The organism is Sphingopyxis sp. HIX, assembly GCF_001468285.1.
Classification (GTDB): domain Bacteria; phylum Pseudomonadota; class Alphaproteobacteria; order Sphingomonadales; family Sphingomonadaceae; genus Sphingopyxis.
In genome coordinates this window covers 1-4795 of sequence record NZ_LNSB01000083.1, presented here as the reverse complement: position 1 = coordinate 4795, position 4795 = coordinate 1, and the positions used below count along the sequence as shown (strand labels likewise).

Genomic DNA, 4795 nt, shown 5'->3' with positions numbered 1-4795 from the left:
CACCCCTTAGCCGCCGAACCGCCCCTCCCCCTCAGCCCATAAAAATGCCGCCGCGTTTAGGGGCGCGGCGGCATGGGGTGCCCTGGGCACCGTGCGTTCGGGTGTGGCTTTACGGGCAGCGCGAGTCGCGGACCGGGGGGCTGCCGTCGCGGGTTTTCCAGCTGCGGTCGGGGGCCATATATTTCTCGCCCGGCTTGGTCTTGTTGATCAGATTGCAGCCGGTGACGAAGGCGAATTGCTCGACCGTGCTGCCCGCGGGGGCGCCGCTGGTGTAGGCGGCCTTGCGCTTGATGTTGATGTCGTCGACGATCGCGCGCACCGCAGGCGTCGGGCTGGAGGCATAGCCGAGATAGCCGTCGGGCTGTTCGCCGACCTGGCCCGCGGCGCGGGCGGCTTCATAGGCGGGGTCGCGCTGCGCCATCGCCGCGGGCACCATCAGCGCCACGGCGGCGGTCGCGGCCACGGCGGCCATCGCAAGTCCGGTCGGTTTCCACATCTTGGTCATCATCTCATTCATTCCCTGTCAGAATATCGAGCTATTCTGTTCGATCAGCTTCTTGGCGTCGCCATCAAGCCTGTACACGATTTCCTGCTTGATGTTGATGTTCAGGTTGATCTCGATCGGTTTGTCGGGGGTTTCGATCTGGACGCAGCCCGCAAGGCCCGCGACCGCGATCGTCAATCCCGCCAAGCGACCGCCGATGGCCAGCCTCCTCGCTTTTCTTCCTGTCGTCTTCATTGCACGGGCTCGCTTGCTGGAGGCTGAACGGTGGGTTGGTCGTTGGCGGCGGCTGCGGCGGCGTCCTGCTGCGCCTGGATCAGCGCGCCGAGATTCTGTTCGATATAGACGGTCGGATCATAAAGCCCCTTCGCCGAGGTGATCAACTGGCGGAAGGGCGCCTGGATCTTGACGTTGAAGACGAAGGGCAGTTTCGCGACCTGGCGGGTGATGAAATTCTGCGTCGCGCCCTCGCCCTGGCCGATTCCCCCAAACCGAATGTCGGTGACCATCTCGCCGTCGAGGTCGCCGTTGAGGACGATGGTGAGGTCGTCATATTTGAGGCTGCGCAGCGCGCCGAAGGCGAAGTTGGCCATCGCGCCGAGATCGTGGTTCGAGAGCTCGCCGACATAGGCGAGCGTGCCGCCGCCGTCGCGCGCGTCGATGCGGCCGTTCACGATCCGCCCGCCGAGGCCGTCGAACTCGACGGGCAAAGTGCCGTCGAACTTGCCGGTGGCGTTGATATTGTCGAAGCCGAAATTCTGGAGGAAGATCGCGGCGTCGACGCCCACGAGGTCGAAGGTCAGGCGGCGCGGCTGGTCGGCGTTGAAGTTGAGCGTCGTCGGATGGAGCTCGAGCCGCCCGCCCGCGAAGGGCCAGCTGCCGCCCTGGATCCGCACGCGGTTGTCGCCGAGCAGCTGATATTCGATCTCGCCGCCGGTAACCGGGATGCCGGGATTGACCTCGGCGAGGCTGATCTTCTGGTTGGGGGCCGATTTGAGGCCGATGAGGTCGTCGAAGACGAGCGTCGTCGTCGCGCCGGTGACGGGGCCGAAGGCGGCGGCGAGGTTGGTGTTCGCGGTGGCGAAGGTGCCGCGGCTGGTGACCCCCGCGGGCGACCAGTCGATGCGGCCATCGCCGACGACCGAGCCCTGGACATTGGCGACGATGCCGAGCGCGAGGCGGGTGAGCTGGTCGGGCTGGAAATTGTCGTTGAAGCGGAGTTCGGCGATTTTGAGGTCGGCGTGGCCGGTGCTGGTTGCGAGTTTGTGCTGGATCACCGTGTCGAGGACGTGGGTGCCGGTGGTGCGTTCGTTGAAGGCGGCGGTGGCGTCGATGGTGCCGTCCTTGAAGCGGAGATTGGCGGCGCCCGCGATGAGCGGGGCGAAGCGGGCTTCGGGTTCGGCGTCGGTGAGCAGGAGCGAACCGTCGAGGCCGAGGGTGCCGTTCGCGAAGGTCCAGCGGCCGCCGATCTCGCTCATGTTCAGCGGGACGGCGCCGATCTTGCCCGCGGCGCCTGCGAGCTCGCCCGCCATGCCTTGCGGCGTGGCGCGGCCGCTGAGGCGCTGGGCGCTGAAGCGGGTGACCGATTCGCCCTCGCCTAGCTGCACGTCGGCGAGTGCGAGGGACCAGCGGAGGGTGGCGAGGTCGATGTCCCCGGGGCCCGAGGTGAAGGCGAAGGGCGAGGTGCCGCTGCTGCCGCGGAGCGCGATGCGCGGGATGCGGATCTGGCCCCGGAGGCCGCCGGCGCCCGCGGCGAGCAGCGGCTGGCCGGCGCGGCTGCAGAGGTCGAGCGACGGGGCGGCGAGGCGGAAGCCGCTGATGCTGAGGCGATCGGCGGCGACGCGGCTGCAGCCGCCCGCGAGGGTGAGCGTGCCCGTGGAGCTGAGCGCGCCGTCGAGCGGGATGCGCAGCCGCTCGACACGGCCGTCGACGAGCGGGCCGCTGAGCTCGGCGGTGGTGGCGAAGCGCATCGCGCCGCCCTGCCCGCCCGAGAAACGCACCGGGAGCAGCGCGAGGCGCGCGCCGCCGGCTTCGTATGGGTCGAGGCGCGCGAGGCCCGAGAGCGTGCCGTCGACGCGGCGGTCGAGGGCGAGCGTGCCCTCGGGGAGCCCGCCGCCGCCGAAGGCCCAGCCGCCCTGGAGGGTGAAGGCGGGCGCCGCCGCGGCGTAGAGCCAGGCGATGCGGCTGTCGGGCGTGCCGGTGAGGCGCGCGCCGCTTTCGGCGACGAGGTCGGGGGCGATGAGCTCGACGCGCGCGGTGTCGCCCTCGCCTGCCAATGCGAAATCGGCCTTGCCGCCGACGTCGGCGAGCATCGCGGCGATGGCGGAGGTCGCTTTCGCGGCAAGCGGGCCGATGGGGGTGGCTTCGAGGGTCTTCGTGCTGGCGGCGATGCTCTGGCGGAGGCGGGTGCTGGCTGCGGCGCGGGCAAAGGTCAGCGTTCCCGCAAGCTTGAGCGCGGCCTTGCCGACTTCGCCCTTGGCGTCGAGATCGACGCGGCTGGCGGCGAAATCGGGGCCAGCGAGGCGCAGCGCCTCGCCGTCGAAGGTCAGCGCGGTCTTCGCGGCATTGCCCTTGAAGGTCGCGAGCAAGCCGACGCGTTCGGCGCGCATCGGGCCGGCGGCGAGCGCGGTGAGCGCAGCGTCGGCCTTGCCGTCCCAGCTGGTGAGGTCTTCGCCGAGCGCGACGTCGAGCGCGACCTGCGGCGCGGTCGCGGTGACGCTGCCGTCGGCGCAGGCGAGCGAACGGCCGCGGAGCGGGCCGGTGAGGCGCGGCCTCAGGCTGCGGATGGTGACGGGGCCGTAGAAGCTGAGGTCGGCGCCGGTGCAGCCCGCGGCGGCGATGCGCGGGGCGACGAGCGCGAGGGTGCCCGCGAAATTGCGCTGGACGTGGCCGCGGCCGCTGAGCGCCGCGCCGACATTGCCCCACGGCGTCTCGACGCGCGCGCGGGCGTCGGTGAGCGTCGCCGACAGGTCGGGCAGCGCGAAGGGATCGGTGCTGGTCGGATCGCGGAACTTGTCGAGCGCGCCGAGCGACAGGCGGCCATCGGCGAAGCGGCCGTAGAGGCGGACGCCATCGGCGGTGATCGACGAGACATAAGGCCCGCCCCAGCCGTAGCCGAGCGCGATCTCGACGGTGCGTGCGGTGAGGTCGGGGCGTTTGGGGTCGCCGATCACGACGTTCGAGATGCGTTCGGTGCGGAAGCCGATCTGGTCGATCGTGTAGGTCGCGGGGACGCCGAGCTCGTCGAGCTTCTCGCGCACGAATTTGTCGGCGATCGGCTCGCGCGCCAGCCACAGCACCCCGACGAGCACGACGAGCGAGCCCGCGGTCAGCCAGCGCTTCTTGACGCGGCGGCGGCGGCGGGGCGCGGGTTCGGGGTCGGCGGCGTCGGTCATCGCGCGGTTATTCGTTCCTTATGCGCCCCGACGGGTTCGCCCTGTGCTGCGAGATAACGCCGAAATGGCGCAAAAGGCTGCAGAAAACAGGACGGTGCCGTCACCGCAAAACCTTATGGCCGTTGAGTGCGGGTCACAAGCTGGTTATTCCCCTGTGCATGGGGGATGAACCGGATCACAAGGGGCATCGCGCGCGCTTGCGCGCCCGGCTACTGGACAGCGGCGGCGAAGCGCTCGCCGATTACGAGCTGATCGAATATCTGCTCGCGCTCGCGATCCCGCGGCGCGACACCAAGCCGCAGGCGAAGGCGCTGCTCAAGGAGTTCGGGTCGCTCGCGAAACTGCTCGGCGCCGATCCCGATGCCCTGCGCCGCGTCGAGGGGCTGAGCGAAGGCGCGATCGCGGCGCTGAAGATCGTGCAGGCGGCGAATCTGCGCATGCTGAAGGGTGAGATCGCCGACCGGCCCCTGCTGTCGAGCTGGGATGCGCTGCTCGATTACCTCCGCGCCGACATGGGGTCGCAGGACATCGAACGCGTGCGCGTGCTGTACCTCAATGCGCGCAACATGCTGATCCGCGACGAGCTGGCGAGCGAGGGATCGATCGACCAGTCGGCGATTTACGTGCGCGAAGTGGTGAAGCGCGCGCTCGAACTGGGCGCCTCGGCGATCATCCTGGTCCACAACCACCCGAGCGGCAGCCCCGAACCGAGCCGCCAGGACATCGCGATCACCCGCGAGATCGCGGCGGCGGCGGGCAAGCTGGGGATCGTGCTGCACGACCATATCGTGGTCGGCGGGAGCGATTATCGCAGCATGCGCGGGATGGGGTTGTTGTGAGGGTTGGGGCGGTTCTGGGGTGGGGAGCGGGCATCCTAATCCTCCCTGCGGCGAAGCCG

General features: G+C 69.7%; 4 protein-coding genes. 1 reads left to right on the top strand and 3 read right to left on the bottom strand.

Going from position 1 to position 4795, the window contains the following annotated elements:
- Positions 1-109: 109 nt before the first annotated feature.
- The 3 genes from ATE62_RS22580 to ATE62_RS22575 are packed head-to-tail and all read right to left on the bottom strand — an operon-like array spanning position 110 to position 3897.
- Entirely contained in the window at positions 110-508 is a 399-nt protein-coding gene (locus ATE62_RS22580; RefSeq protein WP_156420707.1) for a YdbL family protein, read from the bottom strand.
- Between the two features lie 15 nt (positions 509-523).
- Complete coding sequence (locus ATE62_RS23080) at positions 524-691, bottom strand: YnbE family lipoprotein (protein ID WP_231736400.1); 168 nt, start codon at positions 689-691, stop codon at positions 524-526.
- A 44-nt stretch (positions 692-735) separates the two neighbouring features.
- Positions 736-3897, bottom strand: a complete 3162-nt coding sequence (locus ATE62_RS22575) for a YdbH domain-containing protein (RefSeq protein ID WP_058810656.1) — start codon at positions 3895-3897, stop codon at positions 736-738.
- A gap of 158 nt (positions 3898-4055) precedes the next feature.
- On the opposite strand from ATE62_RS22575, the gene radC reads away from it, so the two are divergent.
- Entirely contained in the window at positions 4056-4736 is a 681-nt protein-coding gene (gene radC / locus ATE62_RS22570; RefSeq protein WP_058810655.1) for a RadC family protein, read from the top strand.
- Positions 4737-4795: the final 59 nt, after the last annotated feature.

Excerpts from the sequence above, each read along its gene's own strand:
- ATE62_RS22580 (WP_156420707.1), bottom strand. The coding sequence starts at position 508 with ATGATGACCAAGATGTGGAAACCGACCGGACTTGCGATGGCCGCCGTG.
- ATE62_RS22575 (WP_058810656.1), bottom strand. The coding sequence starts at position 3,897 with ATGACCGACGCCGCCGACCCCGAACCCGCGCCCCGCCGCCGCCGCCGC.
- radC (WP_058810655.1), top strand. The coding sequence starts at position 4,056 with ATGGGGGATGAACCGGATCACAAGGGGCATCGCGCGCGCTTGCGCGCC.